24 protein-coding genes and 1 tRNA gene are annotated in these 22,446 nt (G+C 32.0%); 15 read left to right on the forward strand and 10 right to left on the reverse strand.

Annotated elements, in window-relative coordinates:
• Window positions 1-199: 199 nt before the first annotated feature.
• From CW751_RS04045 to CW751_RS04075, 7 genes are read left to right on the forward strand one after another with little or no spacing between them, the layout of a single operon-like run.
• Window positions 200-1,690, forward strand: a complete 1,491-nt coding sequence (locus tag CW751_RS04045) for a lipopolysaccharide biosynthesis protein (protein ID WP_165779215.1) — start codon at window positions 200-202, stop codon at window positions 1,688-1,690.
• Window position 1,691: 1 nt separating this feature from the next.
• The gene (locus tag CW751_RS04050) at window positions 1,692-2,414 is read left to right on the forward strand and encodes an SGNH/GDSL hydrolase family protein (protein ID WP_101333722.1); all 723 of its coding nucleotides are present in this window, start codon (window positions 1,692-1,694) and stop codon (window positions 2,412-2,414) included.
• Between the two features lie 5 nt (window positions 2,415-2,419).
• Complete coding sequence (locus CW751_RS04055; RefSeq protein WP_101333723.1) at window positions 2,420-3,103, forward strand: cysteate racemase; 684 nt, start codon at window positions 2,420-2,422, stop codon at window positions 3,101-3,103.
• Between the two features lie 21 nt (window positions 3,104-3,124).
• Window positions 3,125-3,748 carry a class I SAM-dependent methyltransferase gene (locus CW751_RS04060; protein ID WP_101333724.1) on the forward strand — a complete coding sequence of 208 codons (624 nt, stop codon included), beginning with the start codon at window positions 3,125-3,127 and terminating at the stop codon, window positions 3,746-3,748.
• 5 nt (window positions 3,749-3,753) lie between these two features.
• Window positions 3,754-4,359 carry an HAD family hydrolase gene (locus tag CW751_RS04065; protein ID WP_101333725.1) on the forward strand — a complete coding sequence of 202 codons (606 nt, stop codon included), beginning with the start codon at window positions 3,754-3,756 and terminating at the stop codon, window positions 4,357-4,359.
• Window positions 4,359-5,003: a phosphocholine cytidylyltransferase family protein gene (locus CW751_RS04070; protein WP_101333726.1), complete on the forward strand. Its 645-nt coding sequence runs from the start codon at window positions 4,359-4,361 to the stop codon at window positions 5,001-5,003. Before CW751_RS04065 ends, CW751_RS04070 begins: the two co-directional genes overlap by 1 nt.
• Window positions 5,004-5,012: 9 nt before the next feature.
• Complete coding sequence (locus CW751_RS04075; RefSeq protein ID WP_101333727.1) at window positions 5,013-5,912, forward strand: LicD family protein; 900 nt, start codon at window positions 5,013-5,015, stop codon at window positions 5,910-5,912.
• Window position 5,913: 1 nt separating this feature from the next.
• On the opposite strand, the gene CW751_RS04080 is transcribed toward CW751_RS04075, so the two are convergent.
• Window positions 5,914-6,423: an NADPH-dependent FMN reductase gene (locus CW751_RS04080; protein ID WP_101333728.1), complete on the reverse strand. Its 510-nt coding sequence runs from the start codon at window positions 6,421-6,423 to the stop codon at window positions 5,914-5,916.
• A gap of 268 nt (window positions 6,424-6,691) precedes the next feature.
• On the opposite strand from CW751_RS04080, the gene CW751_RS04085 reads away from it, so the two are divergent.
• Both CW751_RS04085 and CW751_RS04090 read left to right on the forward strand, forming a co-directional pair.
• Window positions 6,692-7,516: an alpha/beta hydrolase family protein gene (locus CW751_RS04085; RefSeq protein ID WP_101333729.1), complete on the forward strand. Its 825-nt coding sequence runs from the start codon at window positions 6,692-6,694 to the stop codon at window positions 7,514-7,516.
• Window positions 7,517-7,680: 164 nt separating this feature from the next.
• Window positions 7,681-8,328 carry a hypothetical protein gene (locus CW751_RS04090; RefSeq protein ID WP_101333730.1) on the forward strand — a complete coding sequence of 216 codons (648 nt, stop codon included), beginning with the start codon at window positions 7,681-7,683 and terminating at the stop codon, window positions 8,326-8,328.
• Window positions 8,329-8,593: 265 nt separating this feature from the next.
• Here CW751_RS04090 and CW751_RS04095 read toward each other — a convergent pair whose 3' ends face one another.
• The 4 genes from CW751_RS04095 to CW751_RS04110 are packed head-to-tail and all read right to left on the reverse strand — an operon-like array spanning window position 8,594 to window position 13,094.
• Window positions 8,594-10,936 carry a choice-of-anchor B family protein gene (locus CW751_RS04095; RefSeq protein ID WP_101333731.1) on the reverse strand — a complete coding sequence of 781 codons (2,343 nt, stop codon included), beginning with the start codon at window positions 10,934-10,936 and terminating at the stop codon, window positions 8,594-8,596.
• Window positions 10,937-10,978: 42 nt separating this feature from the next.
• Window positions 10,979-11,743, reverse strand: a complete 765-nt coding sequence (locus CW751_RS04100; RefSeq protein ID WP_101333732.1) for a hypothetical protein — start codon at window positions 11,741-11,743, stop codon at window positions 10,979-10,981.
• 2 nt (window positions 11,744-11,745) lie between these two features.
• Window positions 11,746-12,450, reverse strand: a complete 705-nt coding sequence (locus tag CW751_RS04105; RefSeq protein ID WP_101333733.1) for a hypothetical protein — start codon at window positions 12,448-12,450, stop codon at window positions 11,746-11,748.
• The gene (locus CW751_RS04110; RefSeq protein ID WP_101333734.1) at window positions 12,450-13,094 is read right to left on the reverse strand and encodes a protein-L-isoaspartate(D-aspartate) O-methyltransferase; all 645 of its coding nucleotides are present in this window, start codon (window positions 13,092-13,094) and stop codon (window positions 12,450-12,452) included. The genes CW751_RS04105 and CW751_RS04110 overlap by 1 nt, the downstream gene beginning before the upstream one ends.
• Window positions 13,095-13,154: 60 nt before the next feature.
• On the opposite strand from CW751_RS04110, the gene CW751_RS04115 reads away from it, so the two are divergent.
• Window positions 13,155-14,705: a hypothetical protein gene (locus tag CW751_RS04115; protein ID WP_101333735.1), complete on the forward strand. Its 1,551-nt coding sequence runs from the start codon at window positions 13,155-13,157 to the stop codon at window positions 14,703-14,705.
• Between the two features lie 12 nt (window positions 14,706-14,717).
• On the opposite strand, the gene CW751_RS04120 is transcribed toward CW751_RS04115, so the two are convergent.
• The 5 genes from CW751_RS04120 to CW751_RS04140 all read right to left on the reverse strand — a co-directional run bounded on the left by CW751_RS04120 (window position 14,718) and on the right by CW751_RS04140 (window position 17,192).
• Window positions 14,718-15,026 (reverse strand): ATP-binding protein, encoded by a 309-nt coding sequence (locus tag CW751_RS04120; RefSeq protein WP_101333736.1) that lies wholly within the window; start codon window positions 15,024-15,026, stop codon window positions 14,718-14,720.
• Window positions 15,001-15,387, reverse strand: coding sequence for a response regulator (locus CW751_RS04125; protein ID WP_101333737.1), 387 nt, complete (start codon window positions 15,385-15,387; stop codon window positions 15,001-15,003). The genes CW751_RS04120 and CW751_RS04125 overlap by 26 nt, the downstream gene beginning before the upstream one ends.
• 238 nt (window positions 15,388-15,625) lie before the next feature.
• On the reverse strand, window positions 15,626-16,042 hold the full coding sequence (locus tag CW751_RS04130) for a hypothetical protein (RefSeq protein ID WP_101333738.1): 417 nt from the start codon (window positions 16,040-16,042) through the stop codon (window positions 15,626-15,628).
• A gap of 130 nt (window positions 16,043-16,172) precedes the next feature.
• Window positions 16,173-16,985 (reverse strand): XRE family transcriptional regulator, encoded by an 813-nt coding sequence (locus CW751_RS04135; protein WP_101333739.1) that lies wholly within the window; start codon window positions 16,983-16,985, stop codon window positions 16,173-16,175.
• A 131-nt stretch (window positions 16,986-17,116) separates the two neighbouring features.
• Window positions 17,117-17,192: transfer RNA gene (locus CW751_RS04140), tRNA-His, on the reverse strand.
• Between the two features lie 295 nt (window positions 17,193-17,487).
• Between CW751_RS04140 and CW751_RS04145 the strand changes: the two genes are divergently transcribed.
• From CW751_RS04145 to CW751_RS04165, 5 genes are all read left to right on the forward strand, one after another.
• A complete protein-coding gene (locus tag CW751_RS04145; RefSeq protein ID WP_101333740.1) occupies window positions 17,488-18,474 on the forward strand; it encodes a Gfo/Idh/MocA family protein in 987 nt (328 codons plus the stop codon).
• Between the two features lie 147 nt (window positions 18,475-18,621).
• Window positions 18,622-19,383: a hypothetical protein gene (locus CW751_RS04150; RefSeq protein ID WP_133122119.1), complete on the forward strand. Its 762-nt coding sequence runs from the start codon at window positions 18,622-18,624 to the stop codon at window positions 19,381-19,383.
• A 7-nt stretch (window positions 19,384-19,390) separates the two neighbouring features.
• Window positions 19,391-20,785 carry a sugar transferase gene (locus CW751_RS04155; RefSeq protein ID WP_101333742.1) on the forward strand — a complete coding sequence of 465 codons (1,395 nt, stop codon included), beginning with the start codon at window positions 19,391-19,393 and terminating at the stop codon, window positions 20,783-20,785.
• 179 nt (window positions 20,786-20,964) lie between these two features.
• On the forward strand, window positions 20,965-21,513 hold the full coding sequence (gene pyrR, locus CW751_RS04160; RefSeq protein WP_101333743.1) for a bifunctional pyr operon transcriptional regulator/uracil phosphoribosyltransferase PyrR: 549 nt from the start codon (window positions 20,965-20,967) through the stop codon (window positions 21,511-21,513).
• A complete protein-coding gene (locus CW751_RS04165; RefSeq protein WP_101333770.1) occupies window positions 21,506-22,435 on the forward strand; it encodes an aspartate carbamoyltransferase catalytic subunit in 930 nt (309 codons plus the stop codon). The genes pyrR and CW751_RS04165 overlap by 8 nt, the downstream gene beginning before the upstream one ends.
• The last annotated feature ends 11 nt before the right edge of the window (window positions 22,436-22,446 follow it).

Raw genomic sequence — 22,446 nt, forward strand, 5'->3', positions numbered from 1 at the left:
TTTGAGCTTTAAAGATAAAAAGAATGAGGTGTTGAGCAAGGTAGTGATCTATTCAAAGAATTACATATACAACTTATTCTGAAAGCAAATTTTTACAATATCCAAAATCCCAAGGAAACAAACGTTTTATTTCATTATTTAGATGATTCATTGTATAGTTTATTCTATTTTTGTCAGGATTGCAAAAAACGAATTAAAATTGGGAATTGTACAACGACAAAGTTTAAAAAACTCCATTGTAAACTATCTTGGAATTGGTATAGGCGGTTTAAGTACAATGTTTATTTATCCTTTAGACTGGGATTTATATGGAGAAATACAATTTATTTTATCGACCTCTATTTTACTTAGTTCTTTGTTTGCCATGGGCAGTCACACTCTTGTCAATAAATACTTCCCCTATTTCAAAGCAAACAAAATTAAAGGTTTTCTTTCTTTGCTCTTTATTTACAGTTCCGTCAATATTTTAATTGTTTCTATATTACTTTTTTTATTTAAAGAACCCTTCACAACTGCGATTTCCCTGGGAGGTTTTGATGTAAATAAAATTGAGCGTAATTTATTTGTCATTTTCCCTCTTGGAATCTTATTTGTTTATTTTGCAATTCTTCGAGCGCAAAGCTTTAACTATGCACGAATAGTTGTTCCTGATGTTATTTCTAATTTCAGTTTAAAATTACTTATTCCCATATTGGTAATATTAAGTTATTTTTCAATCATTAACGATCAACAAGTTGGTTGGATTCTAATCATATACAATTTTTTAATTATAGTTTTACTTCTTAAATACATTCATTCGTTAGGCGGACTAGATTTTAAATGGAATGTTATAAAAAAGGTAGCGTTTGGAAAACATGTAGAAATGATCCGTTATATGATATACGGTGCAATGAATCATGTAGGAAATATTTTAGTTTACAAGATAGATATTGTAATGATTGGTCTTTTACTTTCAACAACTAAAGTTGGTTACTACAGTATATTTCTTTTTCTCTCGGTTGTTATTGAAGTTCCAACAAAGGCCATTTTTCAGATTACGGGTCCCATAATCTCAAAATCATTTGAAACAAATCAACTTTTAGAGATTCGTAAGCTATACAAAAATTCATCCATCAATCTTTATTTAATAGGGGTAGTATTATTTTCTATTATTTGGTTAAACATCAATACGTTTTTTACAATTATGACCAATGGAGAAGATTTGATTATTTACAAAACAGTTTTTTTATTACTGGCTTTTACTAAGTTGGTTGACATGGTAACGAGTATTAATTTTCATATCATTTCCTATTCCAAATATTTTAGAGCAAATACACTCTTCATTGCTATTTTAGCGGTATCAAATATTCTTTTTAATTACTATTTAATCAATAAATACGATATTATTGGCGCTGCTTTAGCAACAGGCATATCCATGCTTTTATTTAATTTAATGAAAACAATCTTTGTCTTTATTCAGTTTAAAATGCATCCGTTTCGAAAAGAATTATTGCTTTTAACATTGTTTTTAATTGGCGCTACTTTACTACCAATTTTATTTGAAGGTATATTCAATTCAATATTTTTCTCTTTAATAATTTCTATAGGATTTGTAATACTGTTGATTTTTGTCGCCTTTAAACTTAATATTTCACTAGAATTAAATAATTTTATTAAAAAATACCGCGATAAGCTAATAAATAAAAAATAAAATGAAGATTCAAAGGATTGTTATTGTTGGAAATTCTGTTGCACTTCGTAATCGGCCACATAATAATTTAACGAGTAAAAATTATGGTCAACTCATTGAAGAAAGTTTAAATAAAGATTCAAAAAACAAAATTACTCTAGTTAAAAATCTTGCTTTTACACGTGCTACAATGTATGATTTACATAAAGTTTATCCTGAAATCATAAATAGTTACGGAGATATATATATTATCAACATAGGCACTTCAGATGCACCAAACAGAGAAATGCCACGTTGGTTTGCCGACTATTTATTTTCAAACAAACGTAATTTAGTAATAAAAGTTTTAAAAGGTTTCCATTACTACTTTATTAGACCCAACCGTTCATTCTTCGTTAAATTAAGAGGGAAAAGACCTTGGACTTCTCCAAAAGTATTTCGAGAAGAATATAAAAAGCTTATCTATCAAATACAACACAACACAAATGGTAAAGTAATATGTTTATCAATTAATTTGCCAAATGATCGTGTTGAAAAAGAAGTTCCTGGAAGTACAAGAAATTACATTAAATACAATCAAATTATAAAAGAAGTTTGTACTGAAAAGGAGGCACTTTTAATACCCATTGAAGACTTGAAACCAGATGTCCACTACCCTGATGGAACCCATTTTTCAGAAGAAGGAAATAAAGAAGTGGCAAATCGAATACTTCAAACAATTACAAATAATCAATTAATGAAGTAATACGCATGACAGAAACACAAAACAAAGTAATAGGTGTACTAGGGGGATATGGACCTTATGCAACAGCTGATTTTTATCGATTAATTTTAGACGCTACTCCGGCTGAGAAAGATTGGGATCATCCACATGTAGTTATTGATTCGAATCCAAAAATTCCAAGTCGAGCAAGAGCTTTTTTATATAATGAAGAATCACCGTTGAAGTATATGATTGAAGGAGTAAAACGATTAAAAAATGCAGGTGCTCATTTTTTTGTTTGTCCGTGTAACTCTGCGCATTATTTCATAAAGAAAGCCATAGACAAATTTGATCTTCCTTTTTTAGACATGACAGAAGTTGTTGTTAAAAAAGTTGTTGAATCAGGTAAAAAGAAAATAGGTGTCATTGGTTCGGAAGTAACAGTTGAAGGAAAGGTTTATGATCATATTTTAGCTAAAAATAAAATAGAAACAGTTCATGTAAATGATTTATCCAAGGTTAGAAAAATCATCGAACATGGTAAACATAACAAAGATCTAGAAGAAGGAAAAACTTTGCTGAGGGAGCTTATTGAAGAATTGAAAAACAAAGGAGCTGAAGGAATTATTTATGCATGTACAGAATTACCAATTGTTTTACCATCAGAAGAAGTAGATTTTCTTATTTTTGATACCAGTAAAATTTTAGCGCAAAGCGCAACCTATTATTAAATAATAATTAACAGTAATTAAATGTCAAATAGCGAGAAATATTGGGAGAGAATGTCTAAAAATATTAGAGATCAATCACAAACTTATAATAAGCATTCAGACATCTCGTCCAAAGATGCTTCTTTTGTAAAAAAATATCTTTCAAAAACGGATAACATTCTTGATATTGGCAGTGGTTCTGGTGCTGTTACAAATAAATTACTTGAACATGTTAATCATGTTACCGCAGTTGAAACTTTCAGAGGTTTAAGTGAATTTATCAACAAAGGAGAAAATATTATTGTAATTAATGCAAAAATTGAAGGATTTTATATTCACAAACAATTTGATGCAGTTATTTCAACCGGGGTGTTACAGTTCTTTAAAAAAATTGATGCCGAGGATATTTATACCAATATATACGAAATGGTCAAACCTGGAGGTCTTTTTATCATGCGATTACACTGCGGATTAAAAGAAACCGTTGTCATCAACCATTCTAAAGAATTAGACCAAGAGTACTTTGCTGAATTCAGACAAGTAGATGAGGAGAAAAAATTATTAGAACAAATTGGTTTTTCAGAGGTTCAAATAATTGATGAAGCTCCAGAGGAATTGAATGTGTACGACAACACCCGCCACTTTATGTTTGTTTGCAAAAAATAATTATTATGAAAACTGCATTTTGTTTTGACCTAGATGGAACAGTAACCAAACAAGAGATTTTACCTTTAATATCGAAAGAGGTTGAATTACATGAGGAAATAAGTTTACTCACACAACTTACACTTGATGGTTTAATAGCATTTCAAACATCTTTTAAATTAAGAGTTAAATTGCTTTCAACAATTCCAATAAGTAAAGTAGCAGAAGTTGTCGACAAGGTTATTCTCGATGAAAACATAGTGAAATTTATTCACGAGAATAAAGAAAATTGTTTTATCGTCACTGGAAATCTTGATGTTTGGGTCAAAAATATTATAGAAACAAAACTTCAATGTAAGTTCTACTCTTCTGTCGCTGAATTTCAAGGTGACCAATTAACAGGCATTACTAAAGTCTTAGATAAAGCACATGCGATTAAAGAAATACGTAAAGATTATGATCGAATTATAGCCATTGGAGATAGTATGAACGATTGTAGCATGTTTCAAAAAGCAGATATTGGAATAGCTTATGGAGGAACCCATAATCCGGTGAATTCACTTGTTAAACTATCCAACTTTGTTACATTTGATGCTCAATCATTGACTAGAACTTTACAAAACTATAAATAATGAAAATTAAAAATGCAGTGATCTGCGCCGCTGGATTAGGAAGTAGATTAGGTCTTGACACCCCAAAGTGTTTAGTGAAATTAGGAAAACATCGCCTTATTTATTATCTGCTAGATATATTAAAAGATGTAGAAAATGTTAGAATCGTTGTTGGATTTAAAGAAGAAGAGGTAATTGCATATGTCAAAAATATCCGAGAAGATGTTGTATTCGTAAGGAATCCAGATTATAGCACTACTTCAAACTCTTATAGTCTTTACTTAGGTTCTCATGATTTGGATGAACCATTTATTAGTATAGATGGAGATATGATTATTGATCATGATAATTTTAAAAATTTTGTTGATGCAATAGATGTAAATGAAGACTTAATTGCTGTCACAAAAGCTAAAACCGAAGACGCTGTTTTTGCAAAAGTCAATGAAACTAATTTTATTACAGAATTTAGTAGAAAACCAATCAGTAAATATGAGTGGTCGGGCGTTGCTTATTTTGCCAACTTTAAAGTTAGTAAAAATGGAAAGTATGTGTATCAAGAAATTGAACCAAACCTACCTGTAAAAGCAGTAGAAATGGAATGTTGGGAAATTGATACACCGGGTGACTTGGATTTAGTGATGAATGAAGTTTCTCATATATTTTAAGAAAAGAAGATGAATATTGAAGCTATTCAAAAATCCCAAAGCGCTCTCTTGTCGATGGCTATTGATATTGATAAGCTTTGTAGGAAACACGGTATAACCTACTGGATCGATGGAGGTACAACGTTAGGAGCTGTAAGGAATGGTGGTTTTATACCCTGGGATGATGACTTAGATTTTTGTTTTCTTGTTGATGATTTTCATCGATTAAGGAAAGCCATCAAAAAAGAATTGATTCCTAACAATCCAAAATATATTTTATACAATGACCACCGCCCATTTCCTCATTATTCGGAATATCTTGCAGATACTAGTATAGTTAAGAATAACTTTTATCCTGTAAAAATTGATTTACTAAAAGTCAAAGCCATTCCGAACACCCCGGAGGCCATACAGAAAGATAAAGATTGGGTAAATATGCTTTCTTTTCTATTTAATAAGATAGATGAATTAAAGGTTAAAGATCAAAACTTCATTCAAAAACACCTTTATTCAGGTAGTTTTCTATTTCGCAGAGAACGTTTTAATGAACAATTTATTAAATACATTGATAGCCTCAATGAAGTAAATGAGCATAAGCTATTCTGCTATCCTTACAACGATATGTATGTTGCAAAAACACGTGAATATTACACTTATGACGATATTTTCCCTGTTCAAGAAATTGAGTTTGAAGGAATAAAATTTTATGCGCCAAATAATACAAAGTCATATCTTACAAAACTGTACGGTAAAAACTATATGAGTCCCCCGCCAATTGAAAAACAAGTTTCTTTATCAAAATCACTTGGTAAATCACCATTTCCAAGGTGGTTGAGTAAATTTAATATTTGGCTCCTCTACTATTTAAAAGCGATTAAGAATAGCTTTACAATTATTGGGAAAATAAAAAGAAAAGTAACTAAGAAATAAGTCATAACATTTCAATTGCTTCTTTAACTATAGATCTCAGATCTTCAGAAAGCAACATAGATTCCTTTTCGATTGAAACATCCGTTTTGTAAAGCGACATTTCAACTGCCACGTGTGCTTTCATCGTCTTCAACGAAAATAATAAAGATTGCATTGCATATTTTCCTCTTGGCTCTTGCGGTGTAAAAGTAATTGGTAAAACAGGTTTGTGCTCAAATTCACCAGAATGTGTGCACCACTCTAACATGTTCTTGAGAACAGCAGGAATGTTATGGGTATATTCTGGTGTTGAAATAATGACAGCATCAGCTTCTGTAAGAAGATTTTTGAATTCTTTTACGGGTGATGGCACACCTTTGTCAAGTTTTTCTGGGGTAAATAACGGAAAATCGGCCAAATCATTAAAGTAGATAAAGTCGTGCTGATCTTCAAACATCTCCCCTATTGCGGAAAGTAACAATAAATTTGAACTCTTTTTACGGGCTGATCCCGAAATCATTAATATTTTCATTTTATTCTTTTTGAAGACTTGATCGAATGTAAAACGAATGAGGTAATTCACAAAATTTAAGCATGAAATTCTTCTTAGTTAAGTCTTTTTTGATCTACAAAGACATAAAATGCTATTAATTCTGCTCTCTACATTTTAAAACAATGTAATGAAATTAAAAAACTTTGTAAAGTGAAAATTGAAATCCATTTTGAGCATAAAGTTTCAAACGTAATTGAATTAAATCTCAAAAAAGTTCATAGCTTTACATTTCGTAATTATAGTAGATATGAAGCTTACAAATCACATTTATAAAGGTGCAAATGAACGAGAATCATTAATTGATTTTCAAGAACCCGAGGGTTTCGATTATAAGAATATAATCATTTTTGTTCATGGTTATAAAGGTTATAAAGATTGGGGAGCTTGGAATCTTGTGCAAGACTATTTTGTTAAAGGCGGATATGCATTCTGTAAATTTAATATGAGTCATAATGGAGGAACAACAGATGAGCCTATCGATTTCCCTGATTTAGATGCATTTTCACGGAATCGATACACCTATGAATTAACTGACTTAGAAAGCGTACTTGCATGGATTGAAGAAAAAATTGATATTTCCGATAAAAATATTCATTTGATTGGTCATAGTCGTGGTGGTGGAATTTCTTTACTGAAAGGTAATGACCCAAGAATTAAGTCAATAGTTACCTGGGCCAGTATTTCGGATATTGGTAGCCGATTTCCTCAAGGAGAAACTTTAGAAAAATGGAAAGAGAATGGTTCATATACCATCGAAAATGCGCGAACCAAACAAAAAATGCCTCATCAATACATCATGTACGAGGATTTTATAAAAAATAAGGATGTATTGAATATTGAATCAAAGGCAAAAGAGCTAAAGAAACCAGTGTTACACATTCACGGTGATAATGACGATTCAGTTTCTATTACGGAGTCAGAATCTTTAAGCGTTTGGACAGAAGGGAAACTGATTGTTATTAATGAGGCAAATCATACCTTTGGCACCTATCAACCATTCGAGGCGAAGGAAATGCCTAATAAATTACATGAAGCCTGTGTTTTATCCCTTCAATTTTTTGAAAAGCTTTAAACTTATATTATTGATTTTAATGCTTATCGGTTACTTTTCCCGATAAATAGTGATCCAAAAATCAACAAGAAGGAAGTTTTTGTGTTTTTGCATCAGGATGATCGACTCCCCCTCAATATTAGCAGTCATCCTGACCTGGTTGTCTTTTGCTAAAACTACCGTATTTGTTAAAGATTAAAGTAGTATTTCTAATCTATATTGCAATTCAAGTTGTTAAAATGCTAAACGAAATTTTAAGAAACATTACCGAATATTTCTATAAAAGTTCATTAGATTATTTTAACTTTGGTAATTATACCATTGAAAATAAAAAAACAAAAATGAAATTCACTTATTACATTATTTTAGGATTAATTTTCTTCTCGGCATGTATCAATAAAGAATCCGAAGTTAAAACGAAACAAGATGAGACCAAGGAAAAGATTTCAGAGCAAGATAATACTATAACCACGACTAGTAATCCCAAAATCACACATCAATGGATTTTAATTAGCCGTACCAACACAGAAAAAGATAAAACTGTAATGTTTAATACAACTGCTCCATCTATTATTACGCAATTTGAGGAAAACGGTTTTTTTAGCACTTTTGATTATATTGAAATTGAAAATGATGATAATACATCTCAAAAACTAGAACCGAGATCTTCTGGTCAGTGGGAGATTCATAACGATAACGAGTTAGTTATGCGTCACAATTTAAGCGATTCAGCTATTAACAATTCATACATTATATTAGAATTAAATGATGAGAATTTAATAATTAAAAATAGCGAAAAAGATATGATTGACACTTATAAAAAAAGAAATTAATTATTATCTAAATGCTTGATCAAATACGACAACAAATAAGTAGATTATCAGCATTTCAAAAGTTTATACTTAGAATCGCTTACCCTATTTTTCTGTATGTTTTATTTTACTTTGTTTTGCATCGTTCATTTGATTTGCCAATTCAAAATATTCAACTATTTTTTGTGTTATTTTGGGCACTCATAGAATGGCAAATCTTTTTAAAGAAACCGAAAGTATAAATTAGCATGTTATTGATTAATGCATCTTTTGAAAAATCTAAAGGTCATTTCACCAGTATTTTTCTAAAATCATCTATCTTTAAAAAGTAGGTTCCTGAAGGAAGACTATCTGTTAACAATTTTACTTTGTGGGGAGTCAGTTGGATCCCTTGAATCTTTATTAATGCGCCATATACATTAAATAGTTGAACAGATTTGACATCCAACTCTTTTGTACTTTCTACAGTGAAGTTATGTTTAAAAGGATTAGGATAAACCGTAATCTTTCCTTTTTCTTTAAAAGATTCATCAACCATTAAAGGACCATTATCACTTATTAAAAAGTTATCAAATGCTGCATTTACAATATTATTTTCACTATAGTAATTTGAAGTCTGCACAAACAATTGCATAGTTGATGAAGGAGTTATAAAGTCTTCAATTCTTTTTGAAACCCTTAACCACCGTCCTATCGTATTTTCATCATAACCTATTTTATCAATTTCAACAAAATCTGATCCGTTAGAAATACCAATTCTAAGGGTGTCATTGAAAGGAATATGTCCATGATAATCAAAAAACCACCGGTCATAGTTCAAATAGGGTTCAGTATAATTTAAAAGATCAAAAATAGGAGAAATAAGCACCACATCTCCTCCCATTACACTATTATCAGCACTATTTCCAGTAATAAAAGCGTGATTTCCACAATCAAATGGACTATCACTTATCGGAACAGAAGGGAATGTAGAGTCTTGTACTGTATAAGGAATTCCTCTTTCCCAAGCGCCTTGATCCGCTGATGATGTTGTAGACCAACCAAAATCAAAAGAAAAATCGTCAGAATAACCATTATTTAATTGCATAATTACTTCATTTGAGGTTGGTGACAAAACAGTAGTTATGCATTTGGATTGATATCCCCATTTCCCAGTATGAATTGTAAAAGTATCGCTATAGCTTAATTGTTGATTCACTTCACCTAAACCATTCGTAAATAAATTAAATACTTGATCTTGATGTTTTATTTTAACCTGCGCATTCAGAATTGGGATGCTGTCTTCATCAACTACCTTTATCTTTACAGGGTATTGTGACAAAGGAACTAAATCAACATCATGCTGAATAAGGTTACCTGCAATAAGATTTATATTGATGTCCTGGGTTTCGTATCCGTATTTTTCATAACGTACTTGGTAGCTACCTGAAAAGGCTGTTCCTGTTTTATACGTGCCATCCGTTTTTGTTGACTCGATGGAAGGTGTATTTAATATTTTAACGGTAACACCTTGTATAGTATTGCTTGTTGAAGCGTTTGAAACTGTTCCAACTAATTTTGCAGCTGCTCCATAGTTTTCTTTAAGAATAAATAAACCATGTTCAATATCAGTAACGAGAATATGACCTGAATTAAAATAAGGATAAACACCCCAATTACCTGTTGTAAATTTTGCAGTTCCTGGATAGGTATCAAATCGCGCCACTTCTATCATGTTCTCTGGATCTGAGACATCGTGCACCACTACTCCATCAGCGTAATATGAAGTGATCAAATAATCACCTTTTACATGCGTATTGTGTGGAACAACCCCCGAATTAGGACTAGATTGTGTTCTATCTACCTCAAAAATATTCGTTGGATCTGAAATGTCGTACGCTGTTAAAAAACCACCACTGACTTCATCTGTTGTAAAAGCGTACTCTTGATTGTTAGTGCACCAAATGTTGTGACTAAAACTCGAAGGTGTACCTTGCATTCCTAAAACTACAGGATTACTTTTATCTGTCATATCAACAACCGTAAAAAAACCATCATTAATATGAGCGGCATAAAGTGTATCGTTTTCGACATATCCATCATGAATATACCAATTATCATAAACACCAACTTCTACGGGACTCATAGGATCAGTAAAAAGATCTAGTATAATTGCTCCTCCGTTACCATAGTTAGAACCAAAGATATATCCATACCCCATTTCGTCGATAAAAATGTTGTGTGCTGTTTCCCACGGTCTACTATCTCCAAAATAATTTACAGATTGGGTAATCGTTCCATTGGGTAAAGGCGACAAATCAAGAATTAACAATCCATCTTCAGCCTCTGTGGTTATATAAACGTAATCGCCAAAGGTTTTAATGTCACGCCAAACACTCTCGGATGCAGAATGCCAGTAAACTTCTATGGGATTGGAAGGATTTGAGATATCGACAATACTCACCCCTTTTGCAGCGCCTACAATGGCATATTCATTTCCTAATTCATCGGTATATCCCCAAACATCATTTAATTGTGTATTGTGTAGCGAATTATAATCAAGGTGCGAAATAGAATCAATATGATGGTTTTGAGCGATTGTAGTTATAAAAGAAAAAAGGATCATACACCCTGTTAGTACTTTACACATATAATTATTTTTCGAAACTGAAATACTTTATCTTATGTGAAATTACATTATTTTTTTGAATTCGCTAAATCCTATAAACTCAACATTTTTGTATTTATCATTTAATGTTTCAAAGTGAGATTTAGCTGTATTTGTTTTAACAGCAGGATGAACCACTATAATGTTAAAGGAATTAAGTTGGCTATTCAATAAATCAATAATAAAAATTTTCTTTTTCAAACTCGATTCGTTTAGATTAAAATCAACACCGAGTACAACTTTTTGCCGCTTAGATTGAACCAAATCTAGCTTAACATCTAATTGTATTTCTTCGTTTATTTCATGAATAGGAACTTGTTTTTGCCACTCACTGAAACGATTAGAGGTATAAAAAGCTTTCCATTTAAGATGGAAATGTGTTTTTTTTCTTTTGTTAGGCTTTTTTGATGCACCTAAAAAAGAAGTTGATAAGACCTTAAAAAAATCAGCGTTTAACCATTCATTAATTGTTGTTGGTTCACTATAAACAATTGCGTTTTTTGTTTTCTTTGATAATTCTTCAATTTGGTCTTTAGAAAACACAGGATCAAATAATCGTAAACCTGTTGCGTTTGTTCGGTGCTTATTGACTTTTTCTGATAATGCCTTAAAATGTCTTTTAACAGAAAGAAAAGTATTGGGATGCAGTATTTTTTTTAATAAATCGAGGCGTGATTTGGAGAAATATATAAATGGGCCTTCTCCTCCTCCAGCTAAAATTCCAACGCTAATCATTTCATCTGTTAAGGCGTTTGTTTTGTAATATATTATAGTGTAAAACGATTCCATGATTAAAGTTTTAAGATGTAATTTTCAATTTCAGCTTTTGCAAAAGTTTTAAAATCAGTATCAAAACATTTTTTTAATTCATTCCAAGATGCATTGCGTATGTTTGGATATAAACTCACTTGATACTTTAAATCTGTATATAAATTCTCGTGATGAAGCTCTTCAAATTCAGCAATTATCTGTGGTAAATCAAAACGAAAATATCGAAATAATCTTTTAAACTCACCTTTATTTATACCTAAATCATTAGCATTTTTAGGCTTAAAAAACAAACCTTTATCTTTTTCAATAATTGGATAGGCATCAATTATGAAACGGTCTTTCTTCCCGGGTAAAACCATTTTTTTAGTAGAAGAAAATACAGGAAAATACAAGTTGATTAAAAACATTTTAAAAAGATCTTTGGGATTGAGTAAGCGATTGTACTTTCGCTTATCTGTCCACAAGCAATCCATCCATTCATCCACTTCTAATAGGCCTTCAGGCTGTTTTGCACAAAGATAATTTACGTCTTTAAGTTTAAAAACGCCCACTGGTAACTTTTCAATTTTAAAATGCTTATAGAGCGTTTCATAAATACCTAGTGTTAATAAAAATGTTTGATTTAATGGCTGAACAAAAACAAAACGTTCCATTTCTGATGTCAACAGTACAGAAGGAGCTCCTAGTATACTATTTGAAATGGTAAGTGGTTTTAATTCTTGCATTATTTTGCGGTTTTAGTCAGCATCGGCACAAAACTAAAATCACCAAAGGTTTCAGTTTTCCATTCTTCCTCGTTGATTTTAGTTAGTCGTGTCATAATTTGTTTGTCGCCTTCTCCAATAGGAATAACAAGCCTTCCTCCTACTTTTAATTGATTTTTCAAATCCTCTGGAATAAAAGGAGCGCCACAAGTAACTAAAATGGAATCATAAGGTGCATAAGAGGCTTTTCCTTTGTATCCATCGCCAAAGAAAAGATTAGGAACATATCCAAGTTGCGCAATTTTTGATTTAGCACTTATGTACAAATTGCGTTGTCTTTCAATAGAAACGACGCGTGCACCTAAAGCACATAAAATGGCAGTTTGAAACCCACTTCCTGTTCCTATTTCTAGAATGCGTTGACCTTTATTCAAATTCAATAATTGCGTTTGAAAAGCAACCGTGTACGGATGACTTATGGTTTGTCCTTCGCCAATTTGAAACGCCATATTCGAATAAGCTTGATTCGTAAATGAAGAATCTAAGAAAAAATGACGTGGCACTTGATCGAAAGCATCTAAAACATCAATTGCTGAAATGCCCATTGCTCTCAATTCCTCAATCAACTTACGTCTCATTCCCTTGTGCCTGTATGTATCTATCATAAAACAAAAATAAATAATCTTACTTTATAAACATCTCTAAGCAGCATTACTTTTCGGTAAATGAATGTTAGTAATTCTTTGAATGGGATTTCAATTTCTTTCGTATTTTTGTGGAAAGGAGATGTTTTGGGGATACCACTTATCATTGTGTATATATTACTTTTGCTAGGGTTCAGTTATTGGCTCAACAAAAAGTATATTCCTGAACTCAGCAATTTAAGTTTACCCGTTCTCTTTCTCTGTAAATTTTGTTTTGCATTATTCTTTCTTTATGTATACACATACCATTATGGAGGTGGCGAACTCACTGCCGATGCAGGTATGTTTTTTCGAGAGAGCAAATTGCTATATGAAGTTTTTAATGAATCTCCACATGCTTTTTTTCAATTTCTATTTGGATTGAATAATGACATAGATTTCATAAATCAGTATTTACAAGAAACAACGCATTGGAATGGTGGTGACCGGTTTTTACCTAATGATTCTAGACATGTAATTCGCGTAAATGCGTTAATTCATTTTATTTCTACTGGCCAGGTGGTGATCCATTTTTTAATTTTAAGCTTCTTTTCTTTTTTAGGTGGATTTGACCTGTTTCAATGGTTGAAAAAAAAATCAACGATACCTCCACTAGGATTACTTGTTATGCTAACTCTTGCTCCTAGTCTTGCATTTTGGGGAAGTAGTATTATCAAAGAACCTTTAATGATTCTTGGAACGTGTATCTTAATTCGAGGAGTTTTTGATGAAATTTCAATCAAAAATAGAGTGTGGAGGATAGTTTTAGGTTTAATACTAACCTTTGCTTTTAAACCTTATGTGGTCATTTGCTTATTGATGGCTCTCATTTATTATTATTTATTGAGTCCGTTTTTTAAACGGCAATGGCTGGCAATGCTGTTTTTTGCAGGCCTTGGAATTGGAACTTTAATAGTGACTAATTATTCAGATAAAATGGCGTATGTCATTGCAAATCAACAAGAGGATTTTATAAATCTCCGTGATGGTGGCTTGTATCTTTATGGCGATAATGATCATATTTACTATATATATTACGCACATCGCAAGTATTTTAGTTTTGAAAATGATTCAGCGACTCTAAAAGAACCAGTTGATGCATTTTACATGGAAAAAAATGAGAATTTTAAACGCTATCCAATCAAACTAATTGATGTTGGAAAAAGTTATCCAGTTTATCTTTCACTAGCAGAAACAGGAAGTAGTGTGGATGTTACCTTAATTGAGGATAGTTTTGGACAGTTACTTTTAAATATTCCTGAAGCCTTGTTTAATTCCTTTTTACAACCCATTCCAAACAAAAAAAGTACTTGGTTACAGTTCTCTGCTTTTTTTGAGAATATCTTGTATCTCATAATGGCTGTTTTTACATTTTTCATCTTTCCTCGGAATAGTTCAAAAAAGGAAAATAGAATAATTGCTTCAATGAGTTTGTTTGCACTTTTTATCGCTATGATTGTTGGCTGGACAACACCAGTTTCTGGTGCCATTGTTCGATATATTGTTCCTGCACACATAGGAATACTTATTATTTTCGCATTAAAGTTAGACTTTAAGAAACTTAAAGTATTTACCTGTACCAGAAAGAAGTAAAAAAAGGTCAAATTATAAAGTAATGGTAAACACGGTACCTTGATCTAATTTAGAATCTACAATAATTTTCCCCTTATGCATATTAATAATATTCAACGTGGCCGTCATTCCAAGGCCTAATCCATTCCTTCGATTTGTAAAAAAAGGATCAAATAAATTATTCATTGTTTCCTCATCCATACCCTTTCCATTATCTGAAATGCGAATGCTTGGACGTCCATTTTCTGTTTTTAAATCTATTTTCAAAATAGGTTCACGCCTTTCATCCATTGCTTCTATGGCATTAATAATGATATTAATAAAAGCTATTTTTACTTGCATTGGTCATCATTTGAAGATGTTCAGTAAATACAGATGTTTCAAAAGGTTTTGCCAATAAACCCACAGCTCCTAATTCAACAGCTCTTTGTTTTTCTTTGCAATGACTAAATGCTGAGATGATTAAAATTTTAATTTTCGGATTGACTTTAAAAAGAACCGGTATAAGATCAAACCCTTCACCATCGTGTAAATTCAAATCTAACAAAACATAATCAGGAACCAAAGATTCAAGAACCGATTTGACTTGCATCAACGAGGTTGCTGTATATATCTCTAAATCAAAGTGACGATCGATAATAGAGCAATATAAGTCTCTAATATCTTTTTCATCATCTACGATAAGGATTTTGGAACGCTGCATAATTTCTTTTAAACTTTAATCTAGCAACACCTTTTAGCATACTTAGTTCAAAAATAGGAGAATTTTTAGGCTTCACGTGATGAATTTGTCAAAATTATTACAATTCACAAACACAAGAACGCAAGCTGCTCAGTTCTTAACTCTAAAATCGATAGTTAGGCAATCCAAGGATTAGCGTTTAACAATGTTTACTTTGCATAACGCAAAACGTAAACAGAAAAAAATTGGCTGTAAAATGTTAAGAGAAGTAATTTAATTCAAAATGTTGCGGATCAAAACGTTTTTTAAGTAATGGTAAAATATTTTCTCCACCATTTTTTGTTTGATATACTGCTATTCGATTTATCCCCTCCAAATCTAGCGATAACCGTTTAGTTGTAGGTAAAAAGTCTATTACTTTTACAGTAAGATTTTGGTGTGTAGAGAAACAAATTTTTATCCAATTGATGACCTTTTTCTTTGCTTTATCTTTTCTTATTTCCTTTAAATTGTTAATCAACGGTTTAAAGTTAGCCGAAACTTCCTTTAACTGAACAATAACTATAAGCGGTTCTTTTATTTTACTAAAAGCACACAATTTATGTTGAAATTCAGGTTTCAAGTCCTCTTCTTGTATGTATACCAAATTTGCTTTCACTTTTGCAAACCTCAACATTATGATAGGATTTAAGAATGATAAAAACCTTTTAAGCAAATGATTAAAATCAGTATTCTAAGAAAATCATACAAAAAGCAATTCTATTTATGAGAAATCTGTCTTGACCTCGAAAATAGTGATTGTTTTTTCACGCATCTTTATGAATTAATGATTTGATTTCGTTCACTTGTTTTTGTATTCCTTTTACAGATTTAATAAGATCATTTTCAGAGATGGTAACTTCAGGTAAATCGTGTGAAATGTAATTAACAAACTTCCACACCTCTATTATCTCGTTTACATCCAATAAATAAGGTTCATACAAAGGATTAGTAGATGAAAGCTGGATAACATTTTCTTTACCAGGGATTTTATTTACAATTTTAAAAACGATGCCTTCCTCCTTGGTTACTAAAATGTATGGATGATTATTCTTTAGGTTCACCCAGTTTTGAACATATTCAGCAACAACATAAGAACCCGGTGATACAGGAGGCATACTATCACCAGAAATTGGAAAAGAACGATATTTTTTATCTTTCTTCAAAAAAGGCAATTGAAAAGTTGGTAAAACTTTAATATAATCTGGATCAGCATAACCTAAAGTATAACCTGCACTTGCTTTTTGAGGAATCATTTCGATTGTTTCTTCATTTTTTTCTGAAACCATTGCCGTTAAAACCCTTAGTTTTCTCCCCTTAATATCGGCATATACACCTTTCTCTATGGCTTCCCAATCACTGCTACTCAACTCCTCTAAGTTCCGGTTCAATAAATCATCTGTTGGAATACGGTAGAATTTACTCATTTTTACCAAATTTTCAATTCCGGGTTCTGCTACTCCATTCTCATAACCAGAATATGATGAACGCGTTAGATTAAGTTTATTCGCAACGTCTTCTTGGGACATTTTTCGATACTTTCTTAGTAATTTTAAATTGGTTGCTAAAAATATTTCCATAGGAACAGTTGTATTTGATTAATTTTTAATCAAAAATAAGAAGATATTTTCAACAAATAAAATTATACATATATTTTTTAGACAAAAAAAAGAAAATAAAAAACCTCTTCAAACTAATGAAGAGGTTTCTTGGGTGGAAGATCGGTCTCGAACCGACGACCTCCTGAACCACAATCAGGCGCTCTAACCAACTGAGCTACAACCACCATTTTACTTGAACTATAATTACTGAATTGACCTGTAATTTTCAATTAAATCTAAATCAATTCCGTTCAAATCGGTTGCAAATATAATGAAAATAAAGTAAACTGAATTCATCTTTGTCAAAAAAAAGATACTATCCTAGACAATTATTTTCTAAGCACTGTATATCAATCGATTATATTTGGTTTAAAATTGGCATTACTTTAACACCTATACTATTATACACAATGATGTTAATAACCTAATCATATTCCTCTAATTTACTTCAAGACAAGCTGTATATTTGTAAAAAAAGAAAATGATTAAAATAGGTTTAATAGGAACAGGACATTTGGGAAAAATTCATTTACGATTAATCAAAGAATTAAATATGGTCTTTGAGCTAGTTGGTATTTATGATAAGAATCCAGATCAAGCAGCTGAAATCAGTAAAGATTTTGAATGTAAAGCTTTTGGCTCTGCTGAAGCGTTAATTGATGCAGTTGATTGTGTTGATATTGTTACACCTACTACATCACATTTCGAAATGGCAGCAATGGCGATTAAACGCTCCACACATGTTTTTATTGAAAAGCCCGTTACGCAAACAACAGAGGAAGCAAAAGCACTACTTTCACTTGCTGAAGAGGCTAAAGTAAAGGTTCAAGTAGGACATGTAGAACGTTTTAACCCAGCGTTTAGAGCAGCTATCCCTTATTTCAATCAGCCTATGTTTATTGAAACGCACCGATTAGCTCAATTTAACCCCCGCGGTACGGATGTTCCTGTAATATTAGACTTAATGATTCATGATTTGGATGTAATTTTAAGCGTAGTAAAGTCTGGTGTAAGGAAAATATCAGCTTCAGGAGTTGCCGTAGTTTCCGACACTCCTGATATTGCTAATGCACGTATTGAATTTGACAACGGCTGTGTGGCTAATCTAACTTCCTCTCGAATTTCACTAAAAAATATGCGTAAATCCAGATTCTTTCAGAAAGATGCTTACATAAGTGTCGATTTTTTAGAGAAAGAAATGGAGGTTGTTCAAATGGAGACCTTAAATGAAAAACCAGGTCCTTATGATATGGTAATGGAAATGGGTGATGATAAACCAGCAAAAAAAATCATATTTGACAAACCTGAATTGGAAGAAGTGAATGCAATTAAGGAAGAATTGAGAACTTTTGCTTCTGCAATTAAAAATGACACGGTTCCAATTGTATCACTAGAAGACGGATTATTGGCACTTAGTGTAGCTGAACAAATCGTCGAGAAGCTCAAAATGAATGGATCTTCTCTATAAAGTAATAATCTAATTTTTTTACGTTTTCTTTCTAAACTATTTCCAATGCGGTACTTTTTTCTACTTACAATATTGTTACCCCTTTTATTTTCCTGTGCTAAAAAACAACCAGAAGTCGCTTGGTTAAAAATTGACAAATGGGACCTTGTGAAAAATCAAGATGCTATGAATGATCAAGGAGAGCTATCTCATGATATAAGTCAAGTTTTCTTAAACATGGACGGCAAAAGTTTAGGTACTTATGAACTACCGGCTAAAATACCTATCATAGGTGATGGTGCACACGATTTTGTTCTCATTCCTGGGGTAATTGTTAATGGAATAAGGGGTACTAAAAAACGTTATCCTTTTATGGAACAATATAAATCAGTGATAACACTCAAGAAAAACGATACTGTTTCAATAGTTCCTGAAACGAGGTATTTTAAAGAGATCAATTTTCTAATTGAAGATTTTGAAAGTCCAAGTATGCAGTTAGATGTTTCTTCTGAATCTCTTGCTACTATTGGTAGAAACAATGACCCATCTATTTTAAAGTGGGGAAATCGATATGGAGAAGTAATACTTAATGATAGTGATTCATTAATTTCTTTTACAACAGACTTTAACACGGTCCTTCCAAAGTTAGGTACAGATGTATTTTTAGAATTTGATTACATGAATACGAACTCAATGTTAATCGGAACTTATTCATACGGAAATGGCAACGTTTATTACGACCCTTATCTTCAAATAAACCCACAGTCTGCAGGAGATGCTGTATGGAAACATGTTTATGTAGATTTAAAAGAAAATATATCCTATCGTCAAACAACTCCCATTAATGAAGCTCAATTTACTATGGTTCTTGATGACCTTGGAACTTCTAAATATGTATATATCGACAACATTAAATTAGTCTATCCATAATTTACCTATGAATCAAAAATACTTTAAGACACTTTTTATTGTTCTTGATTCCATTGCTGCGTGTATTGCTTGGGCACTGTTTTTTATTTTCAGAAAAACGTATATAGAACATCTTCCATTCGAGGTTTCCAATCGCTTCTATATTGGATTATTGATTGTTCCATTATTCTGGTTAGCCATTTATTACTTTGTGGGAACATACAATAATTTAAGACGTGTTTATTTCATGCGAACTTTATCGCAGTCTCTTCGTGCATTTTTATTAGGCACGTTAAGTATTTTCTTTTTTTTGATTCTAGACGACGAAATCGCCATTCACACAGATTATTACAAGTTAATTTTATTTCTGTTTCTCACGCACTCTGTTTTAACACTAGTTCCACGACTACTCCTCACCTACCTCAATGTCAAACAGATATCTTCAAGAAAAGCTGGCTTTAGAACCTTGCTAATTGGTGGTAGTGAAAAAGCCATATCTATTTATAAGGAAGTGAATGAATTACCCAAAGGAACAGGCTCTATATTTGTTGGGTTTGTAAACTTAAATGGTATAGACAACGAGTTATCTAATGAACTTCCTCATTTGGGAAATACGAAGGATCTAGAGCAAATTATTGATCAACATGATATAGAAGAAGTCATTATTGCACTTGACTCTTCAGAACAAGAAAAACTGAAGAAAATTATTAATCGAATTCAAGGAAGAGATATAACGATTAAAATTTCAGCAAATACCTACGACTTGATAAGTGGAAGCGTAAAAACGACCAATATTTTTGGCGCAATCCTCATAGAGGTTGATGATGTACTTATGCCTCACTGGCAATTTGTTACCAAACGATTGATAGACATATTCGCTTCAAGTTTTGCGATAATTTTATTACTTCCTGTTTATATAATTCTTGCTATTTTGGTTAAGTCTTCCTCCAAAGGCCCTGTGTTTTTCGTTCAAGAACGTATTGGAAAAAATGGTATTCCTTTTAATATTATTAAATTCAGAACGATGGTCGTTAATGCTGAACTGGGAGGACCTCAACTTTCTTCAAGTGAAGATAAAAGAATTACAAGTATTGGAAAATTTATGAGAAAGGTGCGCTTGGATGAGATCCCGCAGTTTTGGAATGTAATACGTGGCGATATGTCATTAGTAGGGCCTCGTCCAGAAAGACAATACTTTATTGATAAAATAGCAGAAAGAGAACCGCAATTTTTACAACTAACTAAAGTCAAGCCGGGAATAACTTCTTGGGGACAAGTAAAGTTTGGATATGCCGAAAACGTGGATGAAATGCTACAACGTATGAAATACGATTTGCTTTACTTAAAAAATATGTCATTGGCTATTGATTTCAAAATTTTACTATACACCATTATTATCGTTTTAAAAGGTAGCGGCAAATAAAATCTAGTTAAAAGTAAATTTCAGTCAACATTTTTTATTTAATTCTTCGGAATTTTGCAGATCCCTCCCCCCCTTTATTGAGTACAAAAGCAAAGCAGTTAATTATTCGGGTTTAATTGTCTAAAGTTTCTTTTCAATTCTGTTAAAATATTGGCAGTTTAATTTTATCTTTGTCAGCAATGAAAACGCAAGTAATTCTCAACGAAAGGCAGTTTGATTTAACACTTCAAAGGTTATGCAGACAATTAATTGAAAATCATAACGATTTCTCTGACACCATTTTAATCGGATTACAGCCCAGAGGGCTAAGCGTACTTAATCGCATAAAAACATTAACCGAAAGTATTTTAGGTCACCCCATTCAATGTGGGAGTTTAGACATTACATTTCACAGAGATGATTTTAGAAGAAGAGCTACTCCTTTAATTCCAAGCGTTACAAATATTGATTTTTCATTAGAAAATAAAAATGTTGTGCTTTTAGATGATGTGCTCTATACAGGAAGAACGATAAGAGCGGGATTAGATGCTATGTTGGCCTACGGAAGACCAAACAAAGTGGAGCTACTTACTTTTATAGATCGTAGATTTAAACGACACTTGCCCATCCAAGCAGATTATGTAGGTAAAACAGTTGATTCTCTTGTTTCAGAACGTGTTTCTGTTGAATGGAAAGAGATTGAAGGAACAGATAAAGTGATATTATATACCCCAGAAAATGATGGATAATTTAAGCGTTGAACATTTAAACGGCATTGAAGATCTAAGTCCACGAGACATCCAAATTATTTTTGAAACTGCTGATCGATTCAAAGAAGTTATCAATAGACCCATAAAAAAAGTCCCTTCATTAAGAGATATCACTATTGCAAATGTATTTTTTGAAAATTCTACGCGTACAAAGCTCTCGTTTGAATTGGCAGAAAAAAGACTCAGCGCTGATGTGGTTAATTTCAGTGCTGGAAGTAGTTCTGTAAAAAAAGGAGAAACATTAGTTGATACTGTTAACAATATTCTCTCAATGAAAGTTGATATGGTTGTTATGCGACATCCCAATCCTGGAGCTGCTAAATTTCTTTCAGAAAGAGTGGATGCTCGCGTTATTAATGCAGGTGATGGAACACACGAACACCCAACCCAAGCTTTGCTTGATAGTTATTCAATTCGTGAAAAACTTGGCACTGTAGAGGGTAAAAAAGTTGTTATTGTAGGTGATATTCTCCATTCTCGTGTGGCCTTATCAAATATATATGCTTTACAGAAGCAAGGAGCTGAAGTCATGGTATGTGGACCATCAACATTAATCCCGAAATACATTCATGAACTAGGTGTTAAAGTCGAAAATAATTTAAAAAAAGCCTTAGAATGGTGTGATGTTGCCAATATGTTACGTATTCAGCTTGAGCGTCAAGATATACAATATTTCCCATCACTACGAGAATACACTATGCTTTATGGTCTCGATAAGGAATTGCTGAATAGTTTGAGTAAAGAAATTATAGTAATGCATCCTGGACCGATTAACAGAGGTGTTGAAATAACAAGTGATGTTGCTGATAGTAAACAATCTATCATTCTTAATCAAGTTGAGAATGGCGTAGCAATTCGCATGGCTGTAATATACCTTTTAGCTGCAAAGGTAGAACGTTAATATATTTTATT

The organism is Brumimicrobium salinarum (assembly GCF_002844555.1).
GTDB classification, from domain to species: domain Bacteria; phylum Bacteroidota; class Bacteroidia; order Flavobacteriales_D; family Crocinitomicaceae; genus Brumimicrobium; species Brumimicrobium salinarum.

Excerpts from the sequence above, each read along its gene's own strand:
- CW751_RS04055 (WP_101333723.1), top strand. The coding sequence starts at position 2,420 with ATGACAGAAACACAAAACAAAGTAATAGGTGTACTAGGGGGATATGGA.
- CW751_RS04130 (WP_101333738.1), bottom strand. The coding sequence starts at position 16,042 with ATGTTGAGGTTTGCAAAAGTGAAAGCAAATTTGGTATACATACAAGAA.
- CW751_RS04155 (WP_101333742.1), top strand. The coding sequence starts at position 19,391 with ATGAATCAAAAATACTTTAAGACACTTTTTATTGTTCTTGATTCCATT.
- CW751_RS04115 (WP_101333735.1), top strand. The coding sequence starts at position 13,155 with ATGAATGTTAGTAATTCTTTGAATGGGATTTCAATTTCTTTCGTATTT.
- CW751_RS04100 (WP_101333732.1), bottom strand. The coding sequence starts at position 11,743 with ATGGAATCGTTTTACACTATAATATATTACAAAACAAACGCCTTAACA.
- CW751_RS04075 (WP_101333727.1), top strand. The coding sequence starts at position 5,013 with ATGAATATTGAAGCTATTCAAAAATCCCAAAGCGCTCTCTTGTCGATG.
- CW751_RS04105 (WP_101333733.1), bottom strand. The coding sequence starts at position 12,450 with ATGCAAGAATTAAAACCACTTACCATTTCAAATAGTATACTAGGAGCT.
- CW751_RS04120 (WP_101333736.1), bottom strand. The coding sequence starts at position 15,026 with ATGCAAGTAAAAATAGCTTTTATTAATATCATTATTAATGCCATAGAA.
- pyrR (WP_101333743.1), top strand. The coding sequence starts at position 20,965 with ATGAAAACGCAAGTAATTCTCAACGAAAGGCAGTTTGATTTAACACTT.
- CW751_RS04080 (WP_101333728.1), bottom strand. The coding sequence starts at position 6,423 with ATGAAAATATTAATGATTTCGGGATCAGCCCGTAAAAAGAGTTCAAAT.
- CW751_RS04110 (WP_101333734.1), bottom strand. The coding sequence starts at position 13,094 with ATGATAGATACATACAGGCACAAGGGAATGAGACGTAAGTTGATTGAG.
- CW751_RS04065 (WP_101333725.1), top strand. The coding sequence starts at position 3,754 with ATGAAAACTGCATTTTGTTTTGACCTAGATGGAACAGTAACCAAACAA.
- CW751_RS04145 (WP_101333740.1), top strand. The coding sequence starts at position 17,488 with ATGATTAAAATAGGTTTAATAGGAACAGGACATTTGGGAAAAATTCAT.
- CW751_RS04085 (WP_101333729.1), top strand. The coding sequence starts at position 6,692 with ATGAAGCTTACAAATCACATTTATAAAGGTGCAAATGAACGAGAATCA.
- CW751_RS04165 (WP_101333770.1), top strand. The coding sequence starts at position 21,506 with ATGGATAATTTAAGCGTTGAACATTTAAACGGCATTGAAGATCTAAGT.
- CW751_RS04135 (WP_101333739.1), bottom strand. The coding sequence starts at position 16,985 with ATGGAAATATTTTTAGCAACCAATTTAAAATTACTAAGAAAGTATCGA.
- CW751_RS04125 (WP_101333737.1), bottom strand. The coding sequence starts at position 15,387 with ATGCAGCGTTCCAAAATCCTTATCGTAGATGATGAAAAAGATATTAGA.
- CW751_RS04095 (WP_101333731.1), bottom strand. The coding sequence starts at position 10,936 with ATGTGTAAAGTACTAACAGGGTGTATGATCCTTTTTTCTTTTATAACT.
- CW751_RS04070 (WP_101333726.1), top strand. The coding sequence starts at position 4,359 with ATGAAAATTAAAAATGCAGTGATCTGCGCCGCTGGATTAGGAAGTAGA.
- CW751_RS04060 (WP_101333724.1), top strand. The coding sequence starts at position 3,125 with ATGTCAAATAGCGAGAAATATTGGGAGAGAATGTCTAAAAATATTAGA.
- CW751_RS04050 (WP_101333722.1), top strand. The coding sequence starts at position 1,692 with ATGAAGATTCAAAGGATTGTTATTGTTGGAAATTCTGTTGCACTTCGT.